The sequence below is a fragment of the Kribbella lupini genome, from assembly GCF_039529595.1.
Classification (GTDB): domain Bacteria; phylum Actinomycetota; class Actinomycetes; order Propionibacteriales; family Kribbellaceae; genus Kribbella; species Kribbella lupini.
Genome location: NZ_BAAANC010000002.1, coordinates 1905007 through 1930322, shown reverse-complemented (window position 1 = coordinate 1930322; position 25316 = coordinate 1905007). Strand labels below are relative to the sequence as shown.

The window sequence follows — 25316 nt, the reverse complement described above, 5'->3', positions numbered from 1 at the left end:
GCGCCGCGAGCTTTCTCAACCCACGAGAGGCTCAGAAGACGTGGATCGGGCGGAGCTCGACGGTTTCGCCCGGGCCGGCGAAGGCCCGGCCGACCTCGTCGGCCCGTTCGGGCGTGTCGACGTCGATCAGGAAGAACCCGGCCAGGTGCTCCTTCGACTCCGAGTACGGGCCGTCGGTGACGACCGGCTTGCCGGTGTACCGGTAAAGACGGGACGTGGCCGGGTCGCCGAGCGCCTCGCCGCCGAGCAGCTCGCCGTTGGCCTGGAGCTCGGTCAGCAGCTTCTCGAAGTTCGCGTTCAGCCGCTCGCGCTCGGCCTTCGGGAGCGCCTGGTGCTCGGGCACGGTGTCGCCGGTCGGGTGACCCCACGGCTGCGGGCTGGAGTGGATCAGTACGACGTACTTCATGTTCGGAATCCCAACGTCTGAGAGGCCGCCGATCGGCCCTCCGACGCTACATCGGGGCCGACCGGCAACTCTCGACATTTCACTGATTCAGTAGATCCTCGAACGGCGTCGGGCTCTCGAAGGGATCGACGGCCCGCCGGGCGGGCTGGTTGGTGAGCAGGTCGACCAGCTCGGTCGCCGCGCGGTCCACCCGGGCGCGCAGCGCGACCGCGTGCGGACCCCAGTCCGACGACGCGGCGTACACGCCGGTCGGTACGACGACCGCCTGCAGGTACGCGAACAGCGGCCGCAGCGCGAACTCCAGCACCAGCGAGTGCCGCTCGGTCCCACCGGTCGCGCCGATCAGCACCGGCTTGCCGACCAGCGCCTTGTCGTCGAGCACGTCGAAGAACAGCTTGAACAGCCCGCTGTACGACGCGCTGAACGTCGGCGTGACCGCGATCAACGCGTCGGCGTTCACCACCGTCTCCAGCACCTCGCGCAGCGACTCCGACGGGAAACCGGTCAGCAGGTTGTTCGTCAGGTCGTGCGCGAGGTCGCGCAGCTCGAAGACGACCACCTTGCGCGGCACGCCGCGCTCGTCCAGGGTGTCCCGGACGGCGGCGGCGAGCTGGTCGGCGAGCAGCCGGGTCGACGAGGGGCTCGTCAGTCCGGCCGTCACCACTGCGATCGTGCGCTCGGTCATCGCTCGGCCCCCTCGGCGACGGGCGCCGACAGCGACTCCAGCGAGTGGGCCCGCTCGGCCGCGGTCTTCAGCGACTCGTGCGTCGGCGCGTCCGGCACGTGGGCCGGCTTCAGCGCCGCGAACTCCTTGCGCAGCACCGGCACGACCTCTTCACCGAGGATGTCCAGCTGCTCGAGCACGGTCTTCAACGGCAGGCCGGCGTGGTCCATCAGGAACAGCTGGCGCTGGTAGTCGCCGAACTGCTCGCGGAAGCCGAGCGTCCGCTCGATGACTTCCTGCGGGCTGCCGACGGTCAGCGGCGTCTCGCGGGTGAAGTCCTCCAGCGACGGCCCGTGCCCGTAGACCGGGGCGTTGTCGAAGTACGGCCGGAACTCGCGGACGGCGTCCTGCGAGTTCTTCCGCATGAACACCTGGCCGCCGAGTCCGACGATCGCCTGGTCCGCGGCGCCGTGCCCGTAGTGCTCGAAGCGGCGGCGGTACAGGTCGATCATCTGCTGGGTGTGCGAGGCCGGCCAGAAGATGTTGTTGTGGAAGAAGCCGTCGCCGTAGTACGCCGCCTGCTCCGCGATCTCCGGCGAGCGGATCGAGCCGTGCCAGACGAACGGCGGTACGCCGTCCAGCGGCCGCGGCGTCGCGGTGAAGCCCTGCAGCGGGGTCCGGAAGTTGCCCTCCCAGTCGACCACGTCCTCGCGCCACAACCGGCGCAGCAGGGCGTAGTTCTCGACGGCGAGCTGGATGCCGTTGCGGATGTCCTGCCCGAACCACGGGTAGACCGGGCCGGTGTTGCCGCGGCCCATCATCAGGTCGACCCTGCCGTCGGCCAGGTGCTGCAGCATCGCGTAGTCCTCGGCGATCTTCACCGGGTCGTTGGTGGTGATCAGGGTCGTCGAGGTGGACAGGATCAGCTTCGAGGTCCGCGCCGCGATGTAGCCGAGCATGGTCGTCGGCGACGAGGCCACGAACGGCGGGTTGTGGTGCTCGCCGCTGGCGAAGACGTCCAGGCCGACCTCCTCGGCCTTCAGCGCGATCGCCACCATCGCCTTGATCCGCTCGGCTTCCGAGACGGTCGTTCCGGTGGTCGGATCCTGCGTCACGTCGCTGACGCTGAAGATGCCGAACTGCATGAGCCCTCCTCGATTAGGTAGTTAATTATTGAACTATTTCTGGCTCTTGTCTATTCCGGTCCGCCCAGTGAAACTTGGTCCCACCCTGCGAAACCCTTCCGCCCCGAGGAGTTCGTCCATGATGCTCTCCCGCCGCCTGCTCCTGGGCAGCGCCGCAGCCGTCCCCGCCGCTGGTCTCCTGTCCACCGGACCGGCGTACGCTGGTCCGCGTGACACCTCGAGCGAGCTGCTCGCCGAGTGGTCCGAGGCCCCCGGCACGCACCCGCTGATCCCCGACATCTCCCACGCCGGCTACCGCGGCGGCGAACGTCCACGCGCTCCGCGCACGATCGCCCGCGTCACCGACTTCGGTGCCCGGCCCGGCAGCACCGCCGACGCGGCTCCCGCCTTCAACGCTGCCGTCCAGTACGCCGGTACGCACGGCGGCGGCACGATCGTCGTCCCGCCGGGCGTCTACCGCCTCGACTCGCCGATCTGGATCCACTGGTCGAACGTCGTCCTCAAGGGCTCCGGCCGGGACCGCACGATCCTGCACTTCACCCGGCCGCTCGAGGAGAGCTACCGGCCCAACCTCCAGCCGAGTCTGCAGAGCCGCTGGTCGTGGACCGGCGGCCAGATCTGGGTGATCGCGCCCGAGCGCAAGGCGAAGTCGGAGGCCGAGGACTTCGCCGCCTCCGAGGGCTGGCTGCTCGGTGACACCCTGGCGGAGGTCAGCGCCGCGTCCCGCGGTCAGCGCACGCTGCTCGTGTCCAGCACCGCGAATCTCGCGGCCGGCGACCTCGTCGTACTGGAGACCGACAACCCGGCCGATGCCGGCGTGCTCAAGCACCTGGCCGGAGACGTCCCCGGTACGGCGGACTACGACTGGCCGGTCAAGGCGCCGCAGCTCACCACAGGCTCCGCAGGGCAGTACATCCAGTACGCGACCCTACAGTGGCCGGTCCGGATCGAGGCGATCCTCGGCGAGCGGCTGATCCGGCTCGCCCAGCCGCTGCGCTACGACCTCAAGCCGAGCTGGCCGTCGCGGCTGCGGGAGCTCGGCCCGACCGTGCACGACGTGGGCGTCGAGTCGCTGACGATCCGCAACGAGCTGAAGCCGATGACCATCCACAACCGGCACCCCGGCGCGAACGGCCTGTGTTTCCAGGCGGTCCACGACTGCTGGGCCGCCGACGTCCGCGTCGAGAACTGCGACCTGGGCTTCGGGTTCACCACCACGAAGGCGGTCACGCTGACCGATGTCGTGGTCGGCGGTCGCTCCGCGCACCACAGCTTCGCGTGCCGGATGCAGGCGCACGACAACCTGGTCGACGGGTTCGAGATCGAGGCGTTCGCCGTGCCGCTGCCGACGGGTGCCCTGCACCACGGGCTCAACCTCGAAGGGCTGTCCGCGGGCAACGTCTGGCGCCGCGGGCGAATGGCCGAGGGCACCTTCGACACCCACCGGGCGATGCCGTTCGAGAACGCGCGGACCGACATCACGCTGGTGAACAACGGCCGGGTCGGCGGTTCGGCGGCGTCGGGCCCGCTGTTCGGGGCGCGGATCGCGCACTGGAACGTGCGGATCACCAGCGGTTCGCCGTACGCGATCCAGCTGGCCGACGTGGCGCCCCGCAGCCTCACGGTCGGGCTGCAGGGGCTCACGTCGGACTCGAGCGGGTTGCCGCGCGACTTCCAGGGCGATCTGGAGAACGGCACGTTCCTGCTCGGCGAGCGTCCCGCCGTACGGGATCTGTACGCCGCTCAGCGATCCCTCAAATAGTGTGCTGTGCGAGGTGACTGTCGTCGCCGGTCAGCGCCGCCACGATCCGGCGGTGCTTGGCCGCCTCGTCCGCCCGCGACTGCCGCTCGAGCGTGCGCGCCATCATCAGGTGCGCGTAGTACTCGGTCGGCTCGCGGGTGATCACCTCGTGCAGGTGCTCCTCGGCCGGCTTGAGTAGCGCCGAGTGGTAGTAGGCACGCGCCAGCAGCAGGCGCGTGCCCACGTCGTCCGGCGTCTCGTCGACGACCGGCTTCAGTGCCTTGATCGCCCCGCGGTAGTCCTTCTCCTCGAAGTACTGCCGGCCGAGGCCGTAGCTCAACGCACGCATGTCTTCCATGGGGACCCTCCCATCGGGGCTGAATGATTCGTCAGCCCCAACGTCAGGTCCGTACGGCGCTATTCCGGCGGCTCAGCCGGCGTCGAGCGCGGCGACCTGCTCGGCGGTGAGCTCCAGGTCGACCGCGGCCCAGGAGTCGCGGATCGTCTCTGGCCGGCTCGACCCCGGGATCGGGATGACGTGCGGCGACTTGGCCAGCATCCAGGCCAGCGTCACCTGCTGCGGGCTGACCCCGAGCTCACCGGCGATCTTGTGGAACGCCGGGTGCTGCTCGCCGAGGTCCGACGCCTTCGAGATGCCGCCCAGCGGCGACCAGGGCAGGAACGCGATGCCGAGCTCGTCGCACAGCTCCAGCTCGGGCTCGCTCGACCGGAAGGCCGGGGAGAACTGGTTCTGCACCGAGACGAGGCGGCCGCCGAGGATCTCTCCTGCCTGCTTGATCTGCTCGGGGTTCGCGTTGGAGATGCCGGCCAGCCGGATCTTGCCCGCGTCGAGCAGGTCGCGAATGGCGCCGACCGAGTCGGCGTACGGCGTCTTCGGGTCGGGCCGGTGGAACTGGTACAGCCCGATCGCCTCCACCCCGAGCCGCTTCAGCGACGCCTCGGCCGCCTGCTTCAGGTACTCCGGGGAGCCGTTCAGCGTCCAGGACCCGTCGCCCGGGCGCAGGTGGCCGCCCTTGGTCGCGACCAGCACGTCCGACGTGTCACCGCCGTACGAGGACAGCGCCTTCGCGATCAGCGACTCGTTGTGCCCGACGTCGTTCGCGGTCAGGTGGTACGCGTCGGCGGTGTCGATCAGCGTGACCCCGGCGTCGAGCGCCGCGTGGATCGTCGCGATCGACCGACTCTCGTCCTCGGGACGTCCTTCGATCGACATCGGCATCCCGCCGAGGCCGATCGCACCGACCTCGACGTCCCCGATCCGGCGTTTCGTGTTGGTAGCCATGGATCCCAAGTTCCCTCACCGGCCGAACGAAATCCAACAGCAAAATGCGGATGCAGTAAGTACTGCGGCTGCTGAATCCCGTTCGGCCGGTGTGCTCAGGCCTGGTGGACGTTCGCGCGCCGGTCCTCGACGACGTACGTCGCGCGGGTGCTGACCGGGGCGTCGGGCTTGCTGACGAACGGGACGACGCGGAAGTCGGAGCGCCACTGGTGCTCGTCGACCGTCACCCGGACGTAGCCGCGCTGGGAGTTGAAGAACTTGAGGTGCGGGTTCGCGGCCAAGAACTGCTGCCCCTGGTCGGTGGTGTCCGCGCCGTCGCCGCCGCTGGTGATCGACGTCCCGACGAACTCGGTGCCGACCGTGCGGGAATCCGGGTCGGCGAAGTCGCGCTTCAGCTCCAGGGCGTAGTTCTGGTGCCGGTCACCGGTGATCACGACCAGGTTCCGCACCCCGCTGTCCTGCGCCGCGGCCAGCACCTTGTTGCGCTCGGCAACATATCCGTCCCACGGGTCGAGCCAGACGTGCGTCTCCGGGCCGGGCGTCCAGTCGGTCTGGCCCATCGGGGTCTGGTTGCCGAGCACCTGCCAGCGGGCGCGGGACTGGCGGAAACCGTCCAGCAGCCACTTGCGCTGCTTGCCGCCGAGCATCGTGTTGTCCGGGTCGAACCGGTCGTCGCAGGTCGACGAGTCGCCGTCGCCGCACGGCTGGTCCGAGCGGTACTGCCGGGTGTCCAGGATGGTGAAGTCAGCCAGCCGCCCGTACGGCAGCCGCCGGTGGTACCGGATGTCCGGCCCGGACGGCATCTGCTCGTGCCGCAGCGGCAGGTTCTCGTACATCGCCTGGAACGCCTGCGCGCGGCGCTGCTTGAAGATCACCGGGTCCTGGTCCGGCTCGGTGTCGGCCTGGCTCAGGTCGCCGGCCCAGTTGTTCTCCACCTCGTGGTCGTCGAAGGTGTGGATCCACGGGTGCGCCGCGTGCGCGGCCTGCAGCGGCGCCTCGGACTTGTAGAGCGAGTACTGCAGCCGGTACCGGGCCAGGTCGAACGTCTCGGTGTGGAACCGCGGATCGGTTACCACGCCACGCTTGTTCGTCTTCACGCCGGACTCGTACAGGTAGTCGCCGAGGTGCACGACCAGGTCGAGGTCCTCGTGCGCCATGTGCTCGTACGCCGTGAAGTGCCCGTCCTGCCAGGCGTTGCACGAGGCGAACGCGAACCGCAGGTTGCGCGGCGTCGTCAGCGGGTGCGGCGTGGTCCGGGTCCGGCCGATCGGCGAGACCTCCTGGCCGGTGCGGAAGCGGTAGTAGTACTCGCGGTTCGGCAGCAGCCCGTGGATCTCGGGGTGCACGGAGTGCCCGAGCTCCGGCGTGGCGAGCACGCTCGAGCGCCGTACGACGGACCGGAAGCGCTCGTCCAGGGCGACCTCGTACTCGACGCGCACCGGGCGGTCCGGCATCCCGCCCTTGCCGTCGACGGCGAAGGGGTCGGTAGCCAGCCGGGTCCAGAGCACGACGCTGTTGAACTTCGGGTCGCCGGACGCCACGCCGAGCGTGAACGGGTTGCCGGCCTTGCCCGGTACGGCGTACGTGGTCGAGGCGTCCCAGGCGCCGGTGCCGAGCAGCACCGCGGCGGTGCCGGCACCGCCGTACCCGAGAAATCGACGACGGGAGACAGACATACGGATCCTCCTGAGCGGGGAGTGGGGGTCCGGGTCAGCCTGTCGCCGCACGGTGACGGGTGGTCGACGTCGAGGTGAACGAGTGCCGTGTATTGCCCTGACCGCCGTCAACGAGTGACCAGGCAGGATGGGCCTCATGCAGATCGATGAGCGGATCCGCCGGGCGCGACCGGACGACGTACCGGCGATCGTGGAGCTGGTCTACGCCCTGGCCGAGTACGAGCGCGAGCCCACGGCCTGCCGGCTGACCGCCACCCAGCTGGAGACCGCCCTCTTCGGCCCGACGCCCGCCGTCTTCTGCCACGTGGCCGAGTCCGGCGACGAGATCGCCGGCTGCGCCTTGTGGTTCCTCAACTTCTCCACCTGGCGCGGAGTCCACGGCATCTACCTCGAAGACCTCTTCGTCCGCCCCGAGCAACGCGGCTCCGGCCTCGGCAAGGCCCTGCTCACCGCCCTCGCCCAGGAATGCGTTGAGCACGGCTACGAGCGCCTCGAGTGGTCGGTCCTCGACTGGAACACGCCGGCCATCGAGTTCTACGAGGCCCTCGGCGCCAGACCGCAGACCGAGTGGACCACCTTCCGCCTCACCGACGAGGCGCTCACGCGGCTGGGTTCGTGAGTCCCATCAGGGAGGATGCACTGTGGATCTGAAACCGCTGTTGATCACCCGGATCGCCCAGACCGTGCTCTGGCTGGCGCTGGCCGGAATCCTCGTGGGGTACCTGATCAGCGCCCAGGGGGCCGGGCCGCTGACGCTGGGGATCTCCGTCGTGATCGTCGCCGTGGCGGGGTTCCTGATCGTCCGGACTCACCGGATGGGTGTCCGGTACGGCGCGGAAGGGCTCGAGGTCCGAGGGATCCTGCGGAGCCGGTGGATTCCGGCGGAGCAGGTCGTCCGGGTGACCGGATTCCCGGCGGTGCGCTGGACGACGGCCGAGGGCAGCAGCAGGTGGACGCCGATCTCCGCGTTCTACGGCATCGGCCAGCTGGGCTCGGTCGAGCGGTACAACCAGTTCTGCATCCTGCAGTTGCGCACCTGGGACGAGGAGCGTCGCCCGAAGCCGTCACCGGCCACCGGCAAGCCGCGCCGCCCGCGTCGAAGGAAGTGACCTCGGACGCGGTGGCTCACCGATCCATCAGGTGAGGCCGGCGCGGTAGTTGCGCTTGGCGTGGTACATGGCCTGGTCGGCCGTCCGGAGCAGCTCGTCGAGATCGGCGGTGTACGGGCTGACGACCGCCGTACCGATGCTCGCTGTGACCGGTACGTCGATGCCGGTCAGCGGGCGGTTGATGGAGTCCTCGATCCGGCGCATCAGCGTGGTCAGGTCGGTACCGTCGATCTCCTCGGCCAGGACGGCGAACTCGTCGCCGCCGAGCCGCGCGACCGTGTCACCGTGCCGTACGGCGGACAGCAGGCGGCCGGCGATCTCGCGCAGGGCCTGGTCGCCGGCTTCGTGCCCGTACTTGTCGTTGACCTGCTTGAAGTGGTTCAGGTCGCAGAACAGCAGTACCCCGCGCCGCCCGCTCTGCCGCGAACGCTGGAGCGCCGTCGTGAACCGGTGCTGCAGGAGCCGCCGGTTCGGCAGGCCGGTCAGCGCGTCGTGCGCGGCGTGGTGCTGCAGCTCGCGCTCGGTCTCCTTGCGCGCCGTCACGTCGTCGATCTGGATCAGCACGATCCGTGGCTGCTGCTCCTTGTTGCCTTCGTCAACGATCGCCGCCGTGCCGCCGAGCCAGATGTCGTGCCCGTCGGCCCGGCGGAAGGTCCGCTCGAACCGGTACGGGCCGGCGCCGGAGACCAGCTCCGCGACCTCGCGATCGGTCTGCCCGGCGTTCTCGTCCTGCAGGTAGTCCATCAGCGGCGACCCGACCAGCTGGGCCGGCGTGTAGCCGGTGATCCGGCAGAACGCGTCGTTGACCCGCAGCACCCGGCCGCGGTCCGGCCCGTTGATCGCGATCGTGGCCATCCCGTTCCCGGCCCCTTCGAACACCAGCCGGAACGTCGTCTCGCTCGCCTCCAGCCGGGCCTTCTCGGCCAGCAGCTGATCGGTCAGCCGCGCCTTGTCGATCGCGATCCCGGCCTGGGTCGCGAAGATCTCCAGCAGCTCGCGGTGCACCGGGCCCGGCCGCCGCTGGTCCTCCGGCAGGTCGACCGACAGCATCCCGACCAGCTCGCCGTCCGACGAGTGCAGCGGCGCGAACAACGCGTCCAGCGGGTGCCAGGCGTCCGGATCGCTGGAGATCGGTACGTCGGGCACCCAGCCGACGACCTCGCCCTCCGGCAGCCGCTCGTGCGGCACGAAGCGCAGCCCGCCCCACACGTCCGCGATCTCGAACTCGGCGTCGAAGATGTCCGCCGCGCTGACCGTGCCGAGCAGCGCCTCGCGGGCCTCCGGCGAGCCCGACACCGCGATCACCTCGAACTTGCCGTCCGGGTACCGCAGGTTGAGCACGGCAATGCCGAACCCGAGGCCGTCGACGACTCCGTCGACGACGGCCTGCAGGGTCTCGGCCAGGCTCCGCCCGGCGCCCATCCGGGCGCTCACCTCGTACAGACGGCGGACTGCCGTCAACCGTACGGTCGGCTCGTTCTGCACTGCGCTGCTCCGGCGTCACGGCGTCGGCGGCCTCACGGGACCCCGCCGTGGTGAGGGCCCCCTCACAGAGTGACAGATCGCGCCCGGAGAGCAACGCTTTCCGCGAGCTGCTCGACCTGGCTGCTACGGACGGTGATCGAGTACCTTCGCTCTGTGCAGACTGTACGCCGTACGCGCCGCTAGTACCGCATTTCCGCCAGGGTCTTGTAGCTCGTCCGCGCGGAGACCCACGGATCGGTCGGGGCGTCGTGCTCGACCAGCCATTGCTCGACCCCGCCGCTCTCGGCGTGCGCGAACATCGCGGGGAAGTCCAGCTTCCCGGCGCCGACGTCCTCCCACGAGCCGTCCGCGGCCATGTCCTTGACGTGCAGCGCGGGGAAGCGGCCGGGGTGCCGCTGGAAGTACTCGGCCGGGTCCTGGCCGCCGTCCACCACCCAGTACAGGTCCAGCTCGAAGCCGAGCAGGTCCGGCTCGACCTGGTTCAGCAGGATGTCGAACTTCACCTGCCCGTCGACGACCTCGAAGTCGTGCCCGTGGTTGTGGAACAGCAGCTTCAGCCCGGCCTGCTTGGCGGCCTCGCCGGCCTTGTTGAAGGCGGCGGCCGCCTCGCGGAAGCCGTCCAGCGTCCGCAGTTCCTCGGGCAGCGACGGTACGACGATCCACTCGCCGCCGAGCGTCCGGACGTCGTCCAGCGCGCCTTCCCAGTCGTCGGTCAGCCGCGGGTAGCCGACGTGCTCGAGCACGATCTTCAGCCCGGCGTCGTCGGCGAAGCGCCGGATGTCCGCGGCCGAGTGACCGAACCGGCCGCTCACGCCGATGGTCTGGTACCCGATCTCCGCGAGCTTCCGCAGGGTGCCGGGGTAGTCGTCCTTGAGGACGTCGCGCATCGTGTAGAGGTGCATGCCGATTCCGTCGGCGGGAATGGTCCGGTCGGTCACGAGACAGTGCTCCTTGTTTTGGGGGCTTCAGGCAACGTGTTCCTGATAGCGGGCGAGCGCCAGGTCGAAGACCTCCTGGCCGGGCGCGTCCCACAGCTCTTGGTTGAAGATCTCCACCTCGACCGGCCCGGTGTACCCGGCCGCGTCGCAGGCCTCGCGCAACCGGCGCAGTTCGATCGCGCCGTCGCCCATCATGCCGCGCCCGAGCAGGGTGTCGGCTGGAAGCGGCACGGTCCAGTCGCTCACCTGGTACGAGCAGATCCGGGCGCCGGCCCGCTCGATCTGGCGGTACACGTCGGCGTCCCACCACAGGTGGTAGGCGTCGACGATCACGCCGACCTGCTCGACGGGGAACTGCTCGGCCAGGTCGAGCGCGCCACCGAGCGACGACACCACGCAGCGGTCGGAGCAGAACATCGGGTGCAACGGCTCGATCGCGAGCCGGACGCCATGCTCCTCGGCGTACGGCGCCAGCTCGGCGAGGCCGTCGACGATCATCTGGCGCGCGCCGTCGATGTCCCGTGATCCCTGGGGGAGTCCGCCGCTGACGAGCACGAGCGTGTCGGTGCCCAGCGTTGCGGCTTCGTCGATCGCTCGGCGGTTGTCCTCGATCTTGGCCTTCCGCTCGACCGGATCGGTGGCGGTGAAGAAACCGCCGCGGCACAGCGACGACACCTTCAGACCGGCGTCCTTCACCAGCCGCGCGGCCTTCTCGACGCCGTACTCCTGGATCGGTTCGCGCCACAGGCCGATCCAGCTCAGCTCGGCCTTGGCGCTGGCCGCGACGACGTCCTCGAGCGGCCAGTACTTCGTGGTCGCCTGGTTGAGGCTGTAGCGGTTCACGCGTCGATCCCGTGGGTGGCGAGCAGCAGCCGGAACCGCTGCGTCGCGAGGTCGGGATCGGTCAGTACGCCGGCCTGGTCCGCGAGCCGGAAGGTCTCGGCCAGGTGCGGGACCGAGCGGCCGGTCTGGAGCCCGCCGACCATGCCGAAGCCGGGCTGGTAACCGTTCAGCCAGGCCAGGAAGGCGATGCCGGTCTTGTAGTACGGCGTCGGCGCGGAGAAGATGTGCCGGGCCAGCGGGACGGTCGGCGCGAAGATCTCGTCGTACCGGGTCAGGTCGCCGTCGTCGAGTGCCTTCAGCGCCGCCGCGGCCGCCGGGGCGATCGCCGCGAAGATGCCGAGCAGGGCGTCGCTGTGGTGGTCCTCGTCGCCGCGGATCAGCTCGGGGTAGTTGAAGTCGTCGCCGGTGTAGAGGCGGACACCCTCGGGGAGACGGTTGCGCAGGGCAACTTCCTTGGCGGCGTCGAGCAGCGAGACCTTGATGCCGTCGACCTTGGCCGTGTTCTCGGCGATCAGGTCGACCACCACGTCGGCGGCGGTGCCGAGGTCGTCGGTGCCCCAGTAGCCGTCGAGCGCGGGGTCGAACATGCTGCCGAGCCAGTGCAGGATCACCGGCCGGGTCGACTGCGCGAGGAGGTGGTCGTAGACCTTGCGGTAGTCGTCGCTTGACCCCGCCGCTGCGCACAGCGCCCGGCTCGCCATCAGGATCGGCTGGGCGCCGACCTCTTCGGCGACCGCGAGCTGCTCTTCGTACGCGGTGGTGACCGCCTCGAGTGAGTGCTCGCCCGGGCCCAGTTGGTCGGTGCCCACGCCGACCGCGATCCGACCGTCCGGCGCCTCCGCGGCGGAGCGGCGGATCAGCTCCTGCGTGGCGGCCCAGTCGAGACCCATGCCGCGCTGGGCGGTGTCCATCGCCTCGGCGACGGACAGCCCGAGCGACCACAGGTGGCGGCGGAAGCCGAGGGTGTGCTCCCAGTCGATGGCCGCCGGAGCTCCGGGTGCGTTGTCGCCCAGCGGGTCGGCCACCACGTGAGCGGCCGCGAACGCGAGCCTGCTGCGGGCCGGTTCATAGTTGCCGTGAGCAACCGGTGTACCGGTCAATGTGTAGTCGACCAACTGACCATTCAGTGGGAGCTTCATGACTCGATCGCCAGCGCCGGGACCTCCAGCTTGCGGCCTTCCTTCCAGGACTGCAGGCCGAGCTCCGCCAGCTGCACGCCCTTGGCGCCCTCGACGAAGTCCCAGGTGAACGGCGCGTCGTCGACCACGTGCCGCAGGAACATCTCCCACTGCACCTTGAACCCGTTGTCGAACACCTCGTTGTCCGGCACCTCGGCCCACTGGTCGCGGAACGAGTACTCGGCCGGGAGATCCGGGTTCCAGACCGGCTTCGGCGTCGCCGAGCGGTGCTGGGCGTGGCAGTTCCGCAGCCCGGCAACCGCCGACCCCTCGGTCCCGTCCACGTGGAACTCGACCAGCTCGTCGCGGAACACCCGGGTCGCCCACGAGGAGTTCAGCTGCGCGATGATCCCGCCCTCGAGCTCGAACACGCCGTACGCCGCGTCCTCGGCGGTGGCGACGTACTCGTTGCCCTGCTCGTCCCAGCGCTGCGGGATGTGCACCGCGCCCTGGCAGTAGACCGTCTGCACCGGCGCGAAGATCTGGTCGAGCACGTACCGCCAGTGGCAGAACATGTCGACGACGATCCCGCCGCCCTCTTCGGACTTGTAGTTCCAGGCCGGCCGCTGCGCCTCCTGCCAGTCGCCCTCGAACACCCAGTACCCGAACTCGCCGCGCACCGAGAGGATCTTGCCGAAGAACCCGCCGTCGACCAGCCGCTTCAGTTTGCGCAGGCCGGGCAGCGACAGCTTGTCCTGGACGACGCCGTTCTTCAGCCCGGAGTCGCGGACCAGCTTGGCCAGGTCGACCGCCGCCTCGAGCCCTTCGGCGATCGGCTTCTCGCAGTAGATCGCCTTGCCGGCCTCGACGGCGGCCCGGACGCCCTTCTCACGCAGCTGGGTGAGCTGGGAGTCGAAGTAGATCTCGACGTCCGGCTCGGCCAGCGCGGCGGACAGGTCGGTGGTCCACCGGGTCAGCCCGTACTGCTCGGCGATCCGGCGCAGCTTGAGCTCGTTGCGCCCGACCAGGATCGGGTCGGGAATGATCATCGACCCGTCGGCGGCGGGGATCCCGCCCTGCTCACGGATCGCCACGATGGAACGCTCCAGGTGCTGCCGCAGGCCCATCCGGCCGGTGACGCCGTTCATCACGATGCCGACGCGTCGTTCGCTCACTGTTGCTGCCTTTCCTCGGCGCGCTGGTTCTCACTGCGCTGGTTCGGTTCGGGGCGGTAGTGCGCCAGGAGCCGCGCAACGCCTCCCGACTGACGCCGTGGAAAGGGCTTTCCAAGCGTGTGACCGCAACCTTAGGTCGACCATCACACCGAGTCAACCGCTTGCCGATTCCGGCCGGAAAGCGATTGCTGGTCCGGGTGGGCCCGACCGCACCCGCGGCGACCGGACCAGCACCCGGCGCCGCGCAGACCCGCGCCAACCCCACGCCCGGTTCCGACCCACCGGCTACCACGGCCCCGCGAACCTCCACCACTCACCAACCCCCGCGGAGAGCCGCGGCTCTCACGTCGCTGAGCGTGGCTCTCACCGCCCCGCGCGGGTTGCTGAGTGCTGCACGTCCGCCACCCCCGCCGCCCATCACTGATCAACCCCCGCCAACGTCCCCCACCGTCGCGTTTCTGAGCGTGCCCGCCGGCGCGCAGCGCTCCTTGATCAGTGCCGCACGGCGACCGATCGACGCCCACCACCCACCAACCCGCGCGGAAGGCTCCACTCCCGCCTGCCTGAGCGCGCCCACCGCTACCTACCGCACCTTGGTGGGTGGTGCACGTCGCAGCGGCCGACGGGTGGTGCCCGTCCGGTTGGGTACGGCACGCAGATGGGCGTTAGCGTCACAGCAGACGAGAGGAGTGCGGTGTCCAAGCGTGAGCGGACCGGCAGTACCGGGCCGGAGGTCGGCCAGACCCACGAGGTCGGGCAGGACGTCCACGACGTACCGCTGCCCGAGCCCGACGGCGACAGCCTCGGGGCGCGAGTGCACCGGTCCGCCGTACAAGACCGGACGCCCGGCTCCGGCAGGCGCGCGGACGCCGTACCGGACGGCGAGTCCGAGCGGCGAGCGGCCGTACCCAACGATGAGGGCGAACGACGCAAAGGCGGCCGCCGTGCCGAGGACCGGCGGGCCGAGGAGGAGCAGCAGGCGCGGGACGAGCAGCGCGAGCTCTACAGCACCCTCGACCTGGCCCTCCGGATCGGCGAGGTGCTGCTGTCGAGCGGAGCCGGTACGGCGGACGCGACGGCGACCATCCTCGGTGTCACCGCGGCCGGCGGTTTGCGCGGCTGTGAGGTCGACATCACGTTCACCTCGATCGCGATCTCGTACCAGGCCGCGCCCGACGTCGCCCCGGAGACGCACATGCGCGTGGTCCGGTACCGCAGCCAGGACTTCTCCCGCCTGACCGACGTCGACCGGCTCGTCCGCCACTTCGCGCGCGGCGAGCTGAACCGCGAGGAGAGCAGCCGCGAGCTCGCCCGCATCGTCTCGGCCGGCCCGCCGTTCCCGCGGTGGAGTTCGGTGCTCGCGTGGGGCGTGATGGCCGGCGGCGCGACGCTGCTGCTCGGTGGCGGCTGGCTGATCACCGCGATCGCCGTCGTCACCGCGGTCGTGATCGAGCTGAGCAACCGGTGGTTCAACCGCCAGCGACTGCCCGCGTTCTACCAGCAGGTCGCGGGCGCGTTCGTCGCGACGGCGGTCGCGCTGATCCTGTACGCCGTGCACGCGCCGGTGAAACCCTCACTGGTCGTTGCCGCCGGCATCATCATGCTGCTGGCCGGGATCGCGCTCACCGGTGCCGTGCAGGACGCGATCACCGGGTACTACGTGACCGCCGCGGCCCGTCTCCTGGAGGCGATGCTGCTCACCGGCGGCATCATTGCCGGCGTCAGCCTCGGCCTCACCTTGGGCCTCAAGCTGGGCCTCCCGGTCGCCATCGAAGCCCAAACCATCCAGCTCGCCAACCTCCCGGTGATGGTCACCTCCGGCGCACTGATGGCCGTCGCCTTCTGCTACGCGTCGTACGCGCCGCTCCGCTCGCTCCTTCCCGTCGCCATCGTCGGCGCCCTCGGCTCGCTCGCCTACACGCTGATGGCACGAGCCGAGTTCGGCCCAGCCTGGTCCACCGCCGCGGCCGCCTTCGTCGTAGGCCTGGCCGGCTACTCCCTGGGCCGCCGCACCGGCGTGCCCCCGCTCGTCGTGGTCGTCTCCGGCACCATCCCGCTCCTCCCAGGCCTGACCATCTACAAGGGCCTCCTGGAACTGATGGCCCAAGGCAACCTCATCGGCATAGTCAGCCTCGCCACAGCCGTTGCCATCGGCGTAGCCCTGGCCTCCGGCATCATCCTCGGCGAGTACGTCGCCCAACCCATCCGCCGAGAAGCTCGCCGCCTCGAAGACCGGCTGGCCGGCCCCCGCCTGGTAGGCCCTCGCCGCCCGGTCCGCCCTCGCCAACCCCGCCCCCGCCGTACGACGTCCCGCCGCTCCCGCCGCCCGAAGTAGGCCTCAGCGGATCTCCTCCAGCGCCACGTCGTCGAGCTGGAACCAGACGTCCTGCCCGTGGCCCGTGAAGCCGGCGTACACCTGCACCAACGACTCGCGCCCGGAGTCGAACTCCACACTCACCCGCGAGTACGCCGGATGCGCGCCACCCCGCTCGACCTTCACCGAACGACCAGCCAGCGTCCGTACGCCGACCACCGTGTCGCGGTTGTTCTCCGCCGTCCGCACCCACGCCGACAACCGGTACCGGTGCCCGGGCCGCACGGCCACGTTCTGCTGCAGCGCGTGCGACCCGATCGAGTCGCGCAGGTAGGCGTTCCGAGCGCCACTGTGTCCGAGGTCAGCCGCGTCGATCCCGCCCCGCCCGTTCAACTGCCACGGCGCGGACGGTGTCGTCCCGGTCTGCTCCTCGAAGCCGGGATCCGTCACCAGGTTCGTCGCCGTGCCGTCGTCGGTGAGCTTGGTGTGCATCAGGAACACGTTGTACGGATCCCACTGCGACATCGTGAAGTACAGGTCCGGCCCGGACGACCACGGGTGCATGAACGTCCCGTACAGGCCGGGGAAATCAGTGCCCTTGGCAACGATCTTCTCGCCGCTCCATGGCCCGGTCAGCGACGCCGACGACCGCAGGACGACGGACGCCCGCTGTTCGTCCAGGTACATCATCAGCCACTTCCCGAGATACGCGTTCCACTGCACGGACACCTCGCTGACCGGCCCGATCGCGATCGGTACGGCGGCGCTCTCCCGCGCCGACCAGCGAGAACCGTCCCAGTACCGCCACGCGTTCTTGGTCAGCACCTGCCGCTCCGGAACGCGGGCGAGGTGAGCGTTCCCGAACCGGCCGTTCGGCGTACCGATCATGTAGACGTACCCGCGATCGCGCACCAGCGCGGTCATCTGGAAGTTGTTGTCCCAGGTCGGCGTGTTCTGCCAGCGCGCGTTCGGGTCCTTGGTCCAGGTCTCGCCGTTGTCGTCGGAGTACGTGAAGCCGGAGTGGTTGGTGAACCAGCTGCCGGCCGGGCCCCAGTAGTTGACCGACATGTACTGCACGTACTGGCGTTTCCCGACCGCGATCCCGGCCGTCGGGATCACCGTGTGCTCGTCGCGGTCGATCTTCTTGCAGCCCAGGAACTCCTTGGCGTGCCCGGGGCGGTCCTCGGCCGCGCTGTCCAGCGTCATTCCGTCGGCGAGGTTGCGGTCCTTGCTGCGGAACAACAGGTTGCAGCGCCAGTCGATGGTCGCCGGATCGCCGGCGCCACCACCCGGGCCGGTCCAGCCGCTGCCGTAGCTGTCGCCGAACGCGGTCAGGATCTCGCCGGACCCGTTGTCCCAGAGGATCCCGAGATCGGTTGCCTTCAGCCCGAACCGGGCCTCGGTGTCGTTGATCGAGCCCGGGCCGGTCAGCTTGGCGACCTGCTCAGCAGGGCTCGGTACGGCGGTCGCGCGGGCCGCTGGAGCGGAGGTGCCGGGCAGCAGGGCGGCGGCGAGCGCCAGCGGCAGGAGGAGGGCGAAACGCTTCTGCATGCGTGTCTCCAAGGGAGGGCGGTACGGAGGCAGGACACGGGGAAATCGATTTCTCAGCCAACGTAACCGGCGATCCGCGGGAGGTCAACGCCTGGACTGCAGGTGGGAACGGTCAGCGCGCGAGGTGAGTTGCGGCGCTCAGCTGGTTGCCTGCTCGATCGCGGCCGCCGCCTGCTCAGCGCCGGACTCCGCCAGCAACTGCTCGGAAAGCTTGCGGGCGCGGGCGCAGTACGCGTCGGTGAGCACCGGCTCGAGCGCGTCCAGCAACGCGAGCTCGGTCAACTCGGTGAACTTGAGCGTCGTCCCCACGCTCAACCGCCTCAACTGCGCACCCCAGAACGGTTGATCGGCAAAGATCGAGCACACCACCGTCGGCAGCCCAGCGCGCAGCGAGCTGGCCGTCGTACCAGCTCCACCATGATGAACAGCCGCCCGGCACAACGGCAGCACCGCCTCGTGGTCGAACTCGGCGACCACCCGGACCTGCCCGTCCTCCGACGAGCCGGCCACCACATCGCTCCACCCAGCGCCGACCAGCGCGCGGACGCCGAGCGAGCTGCTCACCTTGCTGATCAGCGTCACCGCGGCCTGGGTGTCGAGCACCGGCATGCTGCCGAACCCGAAGTACACCGGCGCTTCGCCCGCCGCGATCCACTCCAGCAGCCCGTCGTCGGACGCCGAGTGCAGCGCGGCCCGCTGGGAAGGATTCGGCGTCAGAAACCCGGTCAACGGCCGCCGAACGTCCCAGTCCGCCAACTCCGGTACGACGTACCGGCTGTAGGCCTGCAACTCCAGCGACCCGGCCCGCGCGAGCCGCTGCGACGACGTCTCCGTCGTACTCGCGAGCCCGAGCTTGGCCCGCAGATCGTTCACGAACGGCGCGAACAACGGCCAGCTGCTCTTCTCGACCTCGTCGTACGTCGCGAGGTTCTGCTCCGGCGAGAACACCTCGGTCGACACCAGCAGATGCGGGAACGCCTCGTTCCGCCGCATCGGCGCGTGATGCACCGCGACGTACTGCAGCTCGCGGCTCTCCGCGATCACCACGCCCTCGAGCTCGGTCGCCGTCCCCGACACCAGCACGTCCACGTCGGCCACGAGCTCGAGCAACGCCGTGTGCAGCTGGTCGGCGATCTGGTGCTTGTGGTCGATCAGCCAGCGCACGTACGACGCGACGTCGCCCGCGGCCAGCCAACGCCGCCCCTGCTCCGACTCGAGGAACTCCCGCGCGCTCAGCTCCATGTCCACGGTCGGTACGCCGAACGCCGGCCCCATCCAGGCCAGATCCGACGAGGTCGCCAGCACGACGTCGTGCCCGCGTCCCATCAGCTCGGCCGCGAGCACGGCCATCGGCTGGGCGTCACCTCGGCTGCCCATCCCCACCAGCGCCACGCGCATGAGCCCACCCCAGAGCCTGGTGCGCCGCACGCCCGGCCCACGGACCCCAGACGGTACGCATCTAGACCGGTTCAGCTCAGCCCGTTGTCCACAGGCTGAGGAAACCCACCGCTGTGGTTTACTGCGAGCGGTGCGATTCCAAGGTGTGACGGCTGGGAGCTGATCCCGGGCCCGTCGGCTCCGTACGGCGTACGGAGTGACCCGGTACGGCCGGGGCCACGCGGTGATACCCCGCTTCGTGCTCGGACCCCTTCAGGTCCCTGGTCATCTCTGGACGCGGGAGCTGACACATGTTCACAGGAAGAATCGAGCGGACCGCGGTCGTCGCGGAAGTGGGCGCCGAGGCGCTCCGGATCACCGTCGACCGGACGGTCCCGCTGGCCGAAGGCGGCGCCGTCTGCCTGGACGGCGTACGGATGACGATGCAGTCGGTCGAGCCGGGCGCGCTGGTCGCCGCGCTCACCGACGAGACCCGCCGCCGTACGACGTTCGACCGGGTCGTGCCGGGGACGCAGGTGCATTTCGAGCTGCCGCTCGCCGCCGGCGACCGGATCGACGGGCACCTGGTCCAAGGCCACGTCGACGGCGTCGGCAAGGTCCTGCGGATCGACGACGAACCAGCCGGCCGACGGGTCTGGATCAAACCCGCCGACCGGTTGCTGGCCCGCCTGGTCGCCAAGTCCTCGGTCGCGCTGAACGGCGTCAGCCTGACCGTCGCCGAGGTCCTGAAGGATCGCTTCTCGGTCGTTCTCGTGCCGAACACCCTTCGCCGTACGACGCTCGGCGCGCTGGCCGTCGGCGACCGGGTCAACCTGGAGAGCGACCTGCTCACGCGGATGGCGCGCCTCGGGCACGGGCCCGAATTGCTCAGCGCCGTCGCGCGGCTGCCGTGGGCGGGGCAGTTGAGCGGCGAGGTCGGCGTACAGAAGGTGGTTGCGCAGCTCGCTGCCGGGGGCGGGGTCGTCGTGTGGGACCCGACGCTCGAAGGCGAAGGGGACGTGGTGTTCGCCGGGGAGCGGTTCCGGCCGGAGGCGATGACGTTCCTGCTGACGCAGGTCTGCGGGCACACGACGATCCCGTGCGCGGCCGACGTACTGGAACGGCTGGAGATTCCGCCGATGCCCGGCGAGGGTGATCGGCAGGGGACCGCGATGTATGTGCCGGTCGACCTCGCGTCGCTGCCGGGGACCGGCGTGAGCGCGGCGGATCGCGCGGCGACGATCCGGCGGCTCGCTTCGCCGGATGCGGTGGCTGGCGACTTTCTGCAGCCCGGGCACGTGTTCCCGCTGGCCGCGCGGCCCGGCCTGCTGGCCGAGCGGAAGGGGCATACGGAGGCGACGGTCGCGCTGTGCGTGGCGGCCGGGCTCGCGCCGGTCGGCGTGTGCTGCGAGGTGATGCGGCCGGACGGTGTGATGGCGGACGCGGTCGATCTGGAGCAGTTCGCGCTGCGCTGGGACTTGCCGATGATCGACGTCGACGACCTGGCTCGGTGGTTGTGATGGCTTTGTACGACGACCCGCGCTTCCTGGCCGGCTACCGGGAACTCCGCCGTACCGGGATGGGCTTGAACGACGAACTCGAGATCCCGGCGATGTCTGCGTTGCTGCCTTCGGTTGATGAAGGCCTGCGGGTCGCGGATTTGGGCTGTGGCGAAGGTGAGCTCGCCGTACGGCTTGCTTCTTCCGGTGCGTCGGTGATCGCGGTGGATGCTTCGACTTCGATGCTCTCCCAGGCGGTGGAGCATCCTCGGATCCGTTACCTGCAAGCGGATCTGGCCCAGCTCGACCTGCCGGGCGCCTCGCTTGACCTCGTGGTGAGCAGCCTGGCGTTGCACTACGTCGAGGACTTCGCCGGGTTGGTCGGTCGGATTGCGCGGTGGTTGGTGCCGGGCGGGCAGTTCGTGTTCTCGGTCGAGCATCCGGTGGTCACCGCGCCGCTCGAAGCATCCGCCCAGGTGATCGACGACTACGCGGATGAGGGCCGCCGGCAACGAAACTGGTTCGTCGACGGCGTGGTCAAGTACCACCGGACCATCGGCTCGATCGTCGAAGCGCTGCTGGCCGCCGGCTTCTCGATCGAAGCGTTGCGGGAGCCGCAGCCCTCGCTCGACCAGGTGGAACGCAAGCCTCACCTGGCCGTCCATCGGCGCCGGCCGCCGTTGCTGCTGATCTCCGCGCGACGGTCCTGATCAGTCGACCGCGAGGGAACGGCGGGCTTTCGCGTACGAGCGCAGCAGGATCGGGCGCAGCCAGCGCACCGGCGGCGGGAAGTTGGCCATCATGATGTCGTAGCCCTGGGCCCGGGTCGGGTTCTCCAACAGACCGAGAACCCACTCCGGGCCGGCCTTCGGGGCGCCGGCCACGATCGCCTTGCGCAGCGCGATGATCTCGTCGGCCGGTACGTCGGGGAAGAGCTCCCGCAGGATCGGCTCCTCGGTGTCGAGGTGCCCGGCGAGGACGTCGCGGACCTCGAGCGCGGCGGGCAGCAGGGCAGCGGCCGTCGCTTGCGGCCCTTGGCCGGCGGATGCGCCCGGCGACGTGGATGCGCCCTGCTCTCGCCGCCCGGCGGCTGCGCCTTGCGAGGCAGGCCCGGCGGGCGCACCGCGCAGCCCGGCCGCCTCGGCGGAGAGCTGCTCCAACGCCCCGTCGAGCTTGTCGTGCTCGACCGAGAGCGCGTCCAGTTGCGCGACGACCTCGGGGAACCGCTCGCGCAGTACCGGCCAGAACAGCTCGTCCTCGCTCTCGTGGTGGTGATGGACGAACGCCGCCTGCCAGTCGATCAGCTTCACCAGCGTCGCGACGCGGACCGGCCGGCCGTCGATCAGGGCCTGCAGGGCGTCGACGACCAGCGCGGTGCTGCGCCGCATGATCGTGTGCACGGCGATCAGTTCGTCGTACAGGCGCAGGCCCTCGGTCATGGCGACTCCAATTGAGGTGAAGATGGTTCTAATGATTTCCTTGAGCGTAGCCTGAACCCATGACGCCCCGGACCTACCACTCCCCGCGACGGCGAGAAGATGCCGCCGGTACGCGCCGCGACATCGTCGACGCGGCGCGGCGGCTGTTCGCGGCGCAGGGGTACGCGCGGGTGCCGGTCGCGGAGATCGCCGCGGCGGCCGGCGTCTCGGTGAAGACCGTCTACGCGAGCGTCGGGAACAAGGCCGAGATCCTCACCGAGATCATCAGCGTGAGCATCCAGGAGTCGGACGCGGCGGCTTCGCTGGAACGCGTCCGGGCTCGTCGAGATCTGCCAGGAGTCGTTGCGGAGTTGGCGTCTGCGACCCGGCAGGCCAACGAGGGTCTGCAGGACGCGGTCGACATCATCTACTCCGCGCTGGGTGCGCACGAGGTCGCCGAGAAGGCCTGGCGTGACAGTACGACGGCGTACCGGGCGGCCTTGCAGGAGGCGGCCGACCACCTGATCGCGCTCGGGCTGACCCGGGATGGGCTGAGCGCGGCGAAGGTTGGGGACGTGCTGTGGCTGTCGTTCGGTTTCGGGGCGTGGCGGACGCTGGTGCGCGACTGCGGGTGGTCGTGGGAGGCCGCGGAGGAGTGGTTGCGCGAGCAGGCGTACGCCGTACTGGACGTGAGTCGGGCTGTGCCGGATCCAGCGGGTGCCGGGCGGGATTCCCGGCGAGATGCCGGGTTTCGGTGACCCCCGAGCGGTTCAAGCGTTAGAGTTACCGACGGGAAACATCGACTGTGGCGCCGGACGCTGGTCCGGCGGGCTCGGAGGATCGACGTGGCGTTGGGTAGGACGTCCCCCAGGGACCTGCCGTTGTTCGCGGACCTGTCCGGCCGCGAGATCAAGGACATCTTCCGGGCCGGCGAAGAGGTCTCGGTGCCGGCCGGGTGGTCGCTCATCCTGGAACAGACGCCGCCGGACGCGGCGTACCTGATCCTGGCCGGTACGGCGTCGGTCCGCGTCAAGGGCGAGGAGATCGCCGAGCTCGGCCCCGGCGACATCGCCGGCGAGGTCGCGGTCCGCCAGAACCGCTTGCGCACAGCAACAGTCACCGCCAAGTCCCGGCTCCAGCTGCTGCACTTCACCCGCGAGAAGTTCGACGACCTCACCACCCGCCTCCCCAACTTCCGCGACGCCATCGACGCCACCATCGCCGAACGCCGTGGCCCCCAACCCAACGCCTGACCCGGACTCGGAATCGGTGGAGCAGGACAGACAATCCCCCGCGCCCAGGTCGGAGCCGGAGGGCAAGCGCACCCGCGCCGCCACCCCGGATCTCCCCACCAAGGCGACCGGCTCAGGCGACCCGCAGACCGTCGTACCGGCATCCGACGCTTCCCCCATCACAGCCCCGGCTCTCCCCGCCGAGGCGACCGGCTCAGCCGACGCGCAAGCCGCCCCCTCCTCCGATGCCATCCCATCTGAGTCCGCGCCCGCCGCCGATCCAGCGCCCGCTGCCGATCCGGCACCTGTTGCCGGGGGAGCCCCCGTCGCCGATCCCGGTCCAACCGGGGAAGCCGCGCAGTCGCATGCATCTGTGCCCGATGGGGCGTCCGCTCAGGCTCCTCCTGATCTCGGGGCGTTGGCGAAGGAGTTCGAGACCACCCTGCTGGGTGGGGAGCGGACGTTCACGCGGCATCAGGTGTCCGAGCGGGCGGGGATCTCGTACCAGCGAGCCGAGCGGATGTGGCGGGCGCTCGGGTTCGCGACGGTGCCGGACGACGAGGTGGCGTTCACCGCGGACGACGTGGAGGCGCTGCGGCTGGTCGCGGCGCTGGAGGACGACGGGTTCATCGACCCGTCGGTCGAGTCGTCGCTGGCGCGCAAGCTCGGGCAGACGCAGTCGCGGCTGGCGTCGTGGCAGTCGGCGATGTTCCTCGACTTCCTCGCGCACGCGAAGCTGCCGGCCGACGAGGCGATCGAGGTCGCCGGGATGCTGCTGCCCGCGATGGAGAAACTGCAGACCTACGTCTGGCGCCGCCACCTCGCGGCCGCCGCCGGCCGCTCGGTCGCCGCGTCGGACGAACTGGCGCGCGGCATCCGCGCCGTCGGGTTCGCCGACATCGTCAGCTACACCCGCCTGACCCGCCGGCTCTCCGAGGCCGAGCTCGGCGAGCTCATCGAACGCTTCGAGGGCATGGCCGCCGACGTCGTCGCGCAGCACGGCGGCCGGGTGATCAAGTCCATCGGCGACGAGGTCCTGTTCGTGACCGACACCGCCGCACAGGGCGCCGCCGTCGCGCTCGCCCTCCAGGACCACGTCGCCGCCACCGACGACCTCCCCGAACTCCGGATCGGCCTCGCGTACGGCGCCATCCTGATCCGTCTCGGCGACGTGTACGGCGAAACCGTCAACCTCGCCGCTCGCCTGACGTCGGAGTGCAAACCCGGCCGCGTCCTCACCGACCGCGAACTCGCCGCCGCCCTCGACGGCCACCCGTCGTACCACCTCCGCCGCCTCCGCCGAGTCTCCGTCCGCGGCTACCACCACCTCACCCCGTACGCCCTCCAACGCAACACCAACCCATAACGGCCGCCACGCCCGCGCCGCGGACCGGACGTGCACCACTCACTAACGCTTCCTCAACAGGTCTCGAGCCCGGTGGTTGAGCGTGGCCCGGGCGGTGGTTGGCGGGTTGATGAGTGGTGGGCGTCCGTCACCAGCACCGACCGCCCGCGGGTGGCGGACTGGCTGCGGGGACAATGGTTGAGTGCGTGAAATCTTGAGCCCGGCGGAGCTGGTCGCGGCGGCTGACGGGGATGCGAAGGTGTTGTGGGCCGGCCAAGGTCTCAAAGCCGGCAACCGGGCCTGGTACGCCGGGGACGCAGTCGCGGTGGTTGCGCCCGAGCTGTCGCGGCACGATCGGATCGTGGTGAGCGGGCCGCTCGACGACGTGGTGCCGTTGGTTCGGGACGTGATGGGGATCGTCGGGCCGGCGTACCGGCCGTTCGGGGACGAGACGCTGATTCGCGGGGTGGTCGAGCGGGTTCCGGAGTTGAGCCTGCGGGCGACGTTCGGGTGGATGGAGATCGACGAGGCGCCGGTGGAGACCGTGACGGCGCGGTGGTTCGCTGACGACGCGGGGGTGGCCGAGTTGCTGGAGGAGGCCTCGCCGACGTCGTATGCCTGGCCGGGTCAAGCGGGCGTCAGCCGCTGGGCCGGCATCGAGGACTCCGAACCAGAGTCAAGCGCGGACCGTGCCGAGACTGGAGGCACCCAGCGGGGAAGGTTGTTGAGCGTCGCGGCTGATGCTTGGAGTGCGCCTGAGGTCGGCTTCATCGCCGGAGTCGCGACCCTGCCCGCCGCGCGAGGTCGGGGACTGTCGCGCCAGGTGTGCGCCTTCGTCACGGCCGAGCTCGTCAAGCGGCACGGCCGCGTCGGGCTGATGGTTGACGGCCGCAACGAAACCGCGATTGGTCTCTATCGCAAACTGGGCTACAGGTACCACCCGGTCGGGGCGGCGCACCTGTAGCCCAGCGGAACCG

Annotated in this window: 24 protein-coding genes; 10 read left to right on the top strand and 14 right to left on the bottom strand. The window is 70.1% G+C overall.

The window, feature by feature from the left end; translation table 11 throughout:
* Window positions 1–31 precede the first annotated feature (31 nt).
* The 3 genes from ABD235_RS22440 to ABD235_RS22430 form a co-directional block, all read right to left on the bottom strand.
* Entirely contained in the window at window positions 32–406 is a 375-nt protein-coding gene (locus tag ABD235_RS22440) for a YciI family protein (RefSeq protein WP_344177117.1), read from the bottom strand.
* Between the two features lie 79 nt (window positions 407–485).
* Complete coding sequence (locus ABD235_RS22435) at window positions 486–1091, bottom strand: FMN reductase (RefSeq protein ID WP_344177115.1); 606 nt, start codon at window positions 1089–1091, stop codon at window positions 486–488.
* On the bottom strand, window positions 1088–2215 hold the full coding sequence (locus ABD235_RS22430) for an LLM class flavin-dependent oxidoreductase (protein ID WP_344177113.1): 1128 nt from the start codon (window positions 2213–2215) through the stop codon (window positions 1088–1090). The genes ABD235_RS22435 and ABD235_RS22430 overlap by 4 nt, the downstream gene beginning before the upstream one ends.
* Before the next feature lie 118 nt (window positions 2216–2333).
* On the opposite strand from ABD235_RS22430, the gene ABD235_RS22425 reads away from it, so the two are divergent.
* Window positions 2334–3977, top strand: a complete 1644-nt coding sequence (locus ABD235_RS22425; RefSeq protein ID WP_344177111.1) for a glycosyl hydrolase family 28-related protein — start codon at window positions 2334–2336, stop codon at window positions 3975–3977.
* On the opposite strand, the gene ABD235_RS22420 is transcribed toward ABD235_RS22425, so the two are convergent.
* The 3 genes from ABD235_RS22420 to ABD235_RS22410 all read right to left on the bottom strand — a co-directional run bounded on the left by ABD235_RS22420 (window position 3970) and on the right by ABD235_RS22410 (window position 6935).
* The gene (locus tag ABD235_RS22420) at window positions 3970–4314 is read right to left on the bottom strand and encodes a tetratricopeptide repeat protein (RefSeq protein ID WP_344177109.1); all 345 of its coding nucleotides are present in this window, start codon (window positions 4312–4314) and stop codon (window positions 3970–3972) included. The two genes, ABD235_RS22425 and ABD235_RS22420, sit on opposite strands and share 8 nt — an antisense overlap.
* Before the next feature lie 72 nt (window positions 4315–4386).
* The gene (locus ABD235_RS22415) at window positions 4387–5259 is read right to left on the bottom strand and encodes an aldo/keto reductase (protein WP_344177107.1); all 873 of its coding nucleotides are present in this window, start codon (window positions 5257–5259) and stop codon (window positions 4387–4389) included.
* Window positions 5260–5354: 95 nt separating this feature from the next.
* Window positions 5355–6935: an alkaline phosphatase D family protein gene (locus ABD235_RS22410; RefSeq protein ID WP_344177105.1), complete on the bottom strand. Its 1581-nt coding sequence runs from the start codon at window positions 6933–6935 to the stop codon at window positions 5355–5357.
* Between the two features lie 136 nt (window positions 6936–7071).
* Between ABD235_RS22410 and ABD235_RS22405 the strand changes: the two genes are divergently transcribed.
* Both ABD235_RS22405 and ABD235_RS22400 read left to right on the top strand, forming a co-directional pair.
* Window positions 7072–7554, top strand: a complete 483-nt coding sequence (locus ABD235_RS22405) for a GNAT family N-acetyltransferase (protein WP_344177104.1) — start codon at window positions 7072–7074, stop codon at window positions 7552–7554.
* 22 nt (window positions 7555–7576) lie between these two features.
* Window positions 7577–8044: a hypothetical protein gene (locus ABD235_RS22400; RefSeq protein ID WP_344177101.1), complete on the top strand. Its 468-nt coding sequence runs from the start codon at window positions 7577–7579 to the stop codon at window positions 8042–8044.
* Between the two features lie 27 nt (window positions 8045–8071).
* Here ABD235_RS22400 and ABD235_RS22395 read toward each other — a convergent pair whose 3' ends face one another.
* The 5 genes from ABD235_RS22395 to ABD235_RS22375 all read right to left on the bottom strand — a co-directional run bounded on the left by ABD235_RS22395 (window position 8072) and on the right by ABD235_RS22375 (window position 13603).
* A complete protein-coding gene (locus ABD235_RS22395; RefSeq protein ID WP_344177099.1) occupies window positions 8072–9529 on the bottom strand; it encodes a diguanylate cyclase domain-containing protein in 1458 nt (485 codons plus the stop codon).
* A gap of 179 nt (window positions 9530–9708) precedes the next feature.
* Window positions 9709–10467 carry a sugar phosphate isomerase/epimerase family protein gene (locus ABD235_RS22390; RefSeq protein WP_344177098.1) on the bottom strand — a complete coding sequence of 253 codons (759 nt, stop codon included), beginning with the start codon at window positions 10465–10467 and terminating at the stop codon, window positions 9709–9711.
* Window positions 10468–10494: 27 nt separating this feature from the next.
* Window positions 10495–11310, bottom strand: coding sequence for a sugar phosphate isomerase/epimerase family protein (locus tag ABD235_RS22385; protein ID WP_344177096.1), 816 nt, complete (start codon window positions 11308–11310; stop codon window positions 10495–10497).
* Complete coding sequence (locus ABD235_RS22380; RefSeq protein WP_344177095.1) at window positions 11307–12449, bottom strand: dihydrodipicolinate synthase family protein; 1143 nt, start codon at window positions 12447–12449, stop codon at window positions 11307–11309. The genes ABD235_RS22385 and ABD235_RS22380 overlap by 4 nt, the downstream gene beginning before the upstream one ends.
* The gene (locus ABD235_RS22375; RefSeq protein ID WP_344177093.1) at window positions 12446–13603 is read right to left on the bottom strand and encodes a Gfo/Idh/MocA family protein; all 1158 of its coding nucleotides are present in this window, start codon (window positions 13601–13603) and stop codon (window positions 12446–12448) included. The genes ABD235_RS22380 and ABD235_RS22375 overlap by 4 nt, the downstream gene beginning before the upstream one ends.
* A 694-nt stretch (window positions 13604–14297) precedes the next feature.
* On the opposite strand from ABD235_RS22375, the gene ABD235_RS22370 reads away from it, so the two are divergent.
* Window positions 14298–15938, top strand: a complete 1641-nt coding sequence (locus ABD235_RS22370; RefSeq protein WP_344177091.1) for a threonine/serine exporter family protein — start codon at window positions 14298–14300, stop codon at window positions 15936–15938.
* Between the two features lie 3 nt (window positions 15939–15941).
* Here the strand turns inward: ABD235_RS22370 and ABD235_RS22365 are convergent, their stop codons facing one another.
* Complete coding sequence (locus ABD235_RS22365) at window positions 15942–17468, bottom strand: glycoside hydrolase family 183 protein (RefSeq protein ID WP_344177089.1); 1527 nt, start codon at window positions 17466–17468, stop codon at window positions 15942–15944.
* A 138-nt stretch (window positions 17469–17606) separates the two neighbouring features.
* Window positions 17607–18866 carry a glycosyltransferase gene (locus ABD235_RS22360; protein WP_344177087.1) on the bottom strand — a complete coding sequence of 420 codons (1260 nt, stop codon included), beginning with the start codon at window positions 18864–18866 and terminating at the stop codon, window positions 17607–17609.
* Between the two features lie 290 nt (window positions 18867–19156).
* Here ABD235_RS22360 and ABD235_RS22355 point away from each other — a divergent pair, with 290 nt between their 5' ends.
* Window positions 19157–20365, top strand: a complete 1209-nt coding sequence (locus ABD235_RS22355) for a 3,4-dihydroxy-2-butanone-4-phosphate synthase (protein WP_344177086.1) — start codon at window positions 19157–19159, stop codon at window positions 20363–20365.
* Window positions 20365–21054, top strand: coding sequence for a class I SAM-dependent methyltransferase (locus ABD235_RS22350; protein WP_344177083.1), 690 nt, complete (start codon window positions 20365–20367; stop codon window positions 21052–21054). The genes ABD235_RS22355 and ABD235_RS22350 overlap by 1 nt, the downstream gene beginning before the upstream one ends.
* Here ABD235_RS22350 and ABD235_RS22345 read toward each other — a convergent pair whose 3' ends face one another.
* Complete coding sequence (locus ABD235_RS22345) at window positions 21055–21783, bottom strand: hemerythrin domain-containing protein (RefSeq protein WP_344177081.1); 729 nt, start codon at window positions 21781–21783, stop codon at window positions 21055–21057.
* A gap of 59 nt (window positions 21784–21842) precedes the next feature.
* Here ABD235_RS22345 and ABD235_RS22340 point away from each other — a divergent pair, with 59 nt between their 5' ends.
* The 4 genes from ABD235_RS22340 to ABD235_RS22325 all read left to right on the top strand — a co-directional run bounded on the left by ABD235_RS22340 (window position 21843) and on the right by ABD235_RS22325 (window position 25303).
* Complete coding sequence (locus ABD235_RS22340; RefSeq protein ID WP_344177079.1) at window positions 21843–22520, top strand: TetR/AcrR family transcriptional regulator; 678 nt, start codon at window positions 21843–21845, stop codon at window positions 22518–22520.
* 87 nt (window positions 22521–22607) lie between these two features.
* On the top strand, window positions 22608–23015 hold the full coding sequence (locus ABD235_RS22335) for a cyclic nucleotide-binding domain-containing protein (protein ID WP_344177076.1): 408 nt from the start codon (window positions 22608–22610) through the stop codon (window positions 23013–23015).
* Window positions 23016–23412: 397 nt separating this feature from the next.
* Window positions 23413–24360 (top strand): adenylate/guanylate cyclase domain-containing protein, encoded by a 948-nt coding sequence (locus tag ABD235_RS22330; RefSeq protein ID WP_344177075.1) that lies wholly within the window; start codon window positions 23413–23415, stop codon window positions 24358–24360.
* 181 nt (window positions 24361–24541) lie between these two features.
* Window positions 24542–25303: a GNAT family N-acetyltransferase gene (locus ABD235_RS22325; RefSeq protein ID WP_344177073.1), complete on the top strand. Its 762-nt coding sequence runs from the start codon at window positions 24542–24544 to the stop codon at window positions 25301–25303.
* Window positions 25304–25316: the final 13 nt, after the last annotated feature.

Bases quoted from the DNA above. Each gene is read 5' to 3' on its own strand.
- ABD235_RS22440 (WP_344177117.1), bottom strand. From the start codon at position 406: ATGAAGTACGTCGTACTGATCCACTCCAGCCCGCAGCCGTGGGGTCAC.
- ABD235_RS22435 (WP_344177115.1), bottom strand. From the start codon at position 1,091: ATGACCGAGCGCACGATCGCAGTGGTGACGGCCGGACTGACGAGCCCC.
- ABD235_RS22430 (WP_344177113.1), bottom strand. From the start codon at position 2,215: ATGCAGTTCGGCATCTTCAGCGTCAGCGACGTGACGCAGGATCCGACC.
- ABD235_RS22425 (WP_344177111.1), top strand. From the start codon at position 2,334: ATGATGCTCTCCCGCCGCCTGCTCCTGGGCAGCGCCGCAGCCGTCCCC.
- ABD235_RS22420 (WP_344177109.1), bottom strand. From the start codon at position 4,314: ATGGAAGACATGCGTGCGTTGAGCTACGGCCTCGGCCGGCAGTACTTC.
- ABD235_RS22415 (WP_344177107.1), bottom strand. From the start codon at position 5,259: ATGGCTACCAACACGAAACGCCGGATCGGGGACGTCGAGGTCGGTGCG.
- ABD235_RS22410 (WP_344177105.1), bottom strand. From the start codon at position 6,935: ATGTCTGTCTCCCGTCGTCGATTTCTCGGGTACGGCGGTGCCGGCACC.
- ABD235_RS22405 (WP_344177104.1), top strand. From the start codon at position 7,072: ATGCAGATCGATGAGCGGATCCGCCGGGCGCGACCGGACGACGTACCG.
- ABD235_RS22380 (WP_344177095.1), bottom strand. From the start codon at position 12,449: ATGAAGCTCCCACTGAATGGTCAGTTGGTCGACTACACATTGACCGGT.
- ABD235_RS22365 (WP_344177089.1), bottom strand. From the start codon at position 17,468: ATGCAGAAGCGTTTCGCCCTCCTCCTGCCGCTGGCGCTCGCCGCCGCC.
- ABD235_RS22360 (WP_344177087.1), bottom strand. From the start codon at position 18,866: ATGCGCGTGGCGCTGGTGGGGATGGGCAGCCGAGGTGACGCCCAGCCG.
- ABD235_RS22355 (WP_344177086.1), top strand. From the start codon at position 19,157: ATGTTCACAGGAAGAATCGAGCGGACCGCGGTCGTCGCGGAAGTGGGC.
- ABD235_RS22350 (WP_344177083.1), top strand. From the start codon at position 20,365: ATGGCTTTGTACGACGACCCGCGCTTCCTGGCCGGCTACCGGGAACTC.
- ABD235_RS22345 (WP_344177081.1), bottom strand. From the start codon at position 21,783: ATGACCGAGGGCCTGCGCCTGTACGACGAACTGATCGCCGTGCACACG.
- ABD235_RS22340 (WP_344177079.1), top strand. From the start codon at position 21,843: ATGACGCCCCGGACCTACCACTCCCCGCGACGGCGAGAAGATGCCGCC.